Source organism: Ruminococcus sp. OM04-4AA (assembly GCF_003462585.1).
GTDB classification, from domain to species: domain Bacteria; phylum Bacillota; class Clostridia; order Lachnospirales; family Lachnospiraceae; genus Mediterraneibacter; species Mediterraneibacter faecis.
Window position 1 is genome coordinate 1 of sequence record NZ_QTZH01000164.1, and the last position, 831, is coordinate 831.

Here is an 831-nt window from a genome sequence, read left to right on the forward strand (position 1 = left end):
ATAACACAGTATAACAATAACGACATGGTGAACTGATTGAAATGTTTTCGATATTTAACTCTATAACTGATTATTAAAAGAAAATAGAGATAAGATACGATGAGAACAATTTATGCATAATACAACATAAAACACGATAGTATTGATGTTTACACAAGTGTTGGATATATGCTTCGCATTGATTGCTGGGGAACTGAAAAAGATTTAAAAACCACATATGGATCAGAATGTGCGCTTACTTCATTGGCTGTGGATGAGCCTTTAGAATATGCAAGATTATATCTCGATGGCAATTTACAGATGTGGATAGATTCAGAAGATTCACTTGAATTATAGAACAAGAATAACGGGTAGAAAACTTCTGATGCCCATTTTACAAGGGGTTCGAGTTTTTTATGTCTGCTGGCGCTATTTCTCTGCTGGAGTACTATTTTCGGGATAATGGCGAAAGGCTTTAGCGGTATAGTTAGAAGCACCGTTTCCATATTTTGTATTGGTTATGGTTTTTATATAATCGCTGGAATAATAGTCAATTGTAGAGCAAATGAAATAGACACAGGGGATTAAGGAAGAGTTGAAGGCAGATAAACAGATGGAATGGGTAGCAAATAAATACTATACAAGAGTGTGAAAAGGGAATTTTGAATAAGGAGATGATTTGGCAATAAGGTGCAGTAATCTGGTGGAAAGCAAGTCTGAAAATGGCTTGCTTTTTGCTTTACAATGTGGTTAGTTGATGTATATAATTATGATAAAGAGATAAAATTGATTTTTATATTTTGGTTCGATATTGTGATGCAGTTTTTCTATATTAAAAAATATACGAGGTTA

At 33.2% G+C, this 831-nt stretch carries 1 protein-coding gene; it reads left to right on the plus strand.

The genetic code is table 11. From position 1 onward, the window contains the following. Positions 1 to 126 precede the first annotated feature (126 nt). Positions 127 to 336, plus strand: a complete 210-nt coding sequence (locus DXB52_RS15935; protein ID WP_242999786.1) for a DUF6061 family protein — start codon at positions 127 to 129, stop codon at positions 334 to 336. Positions 337 to 831: the final 495 nt, after the last annotated feature.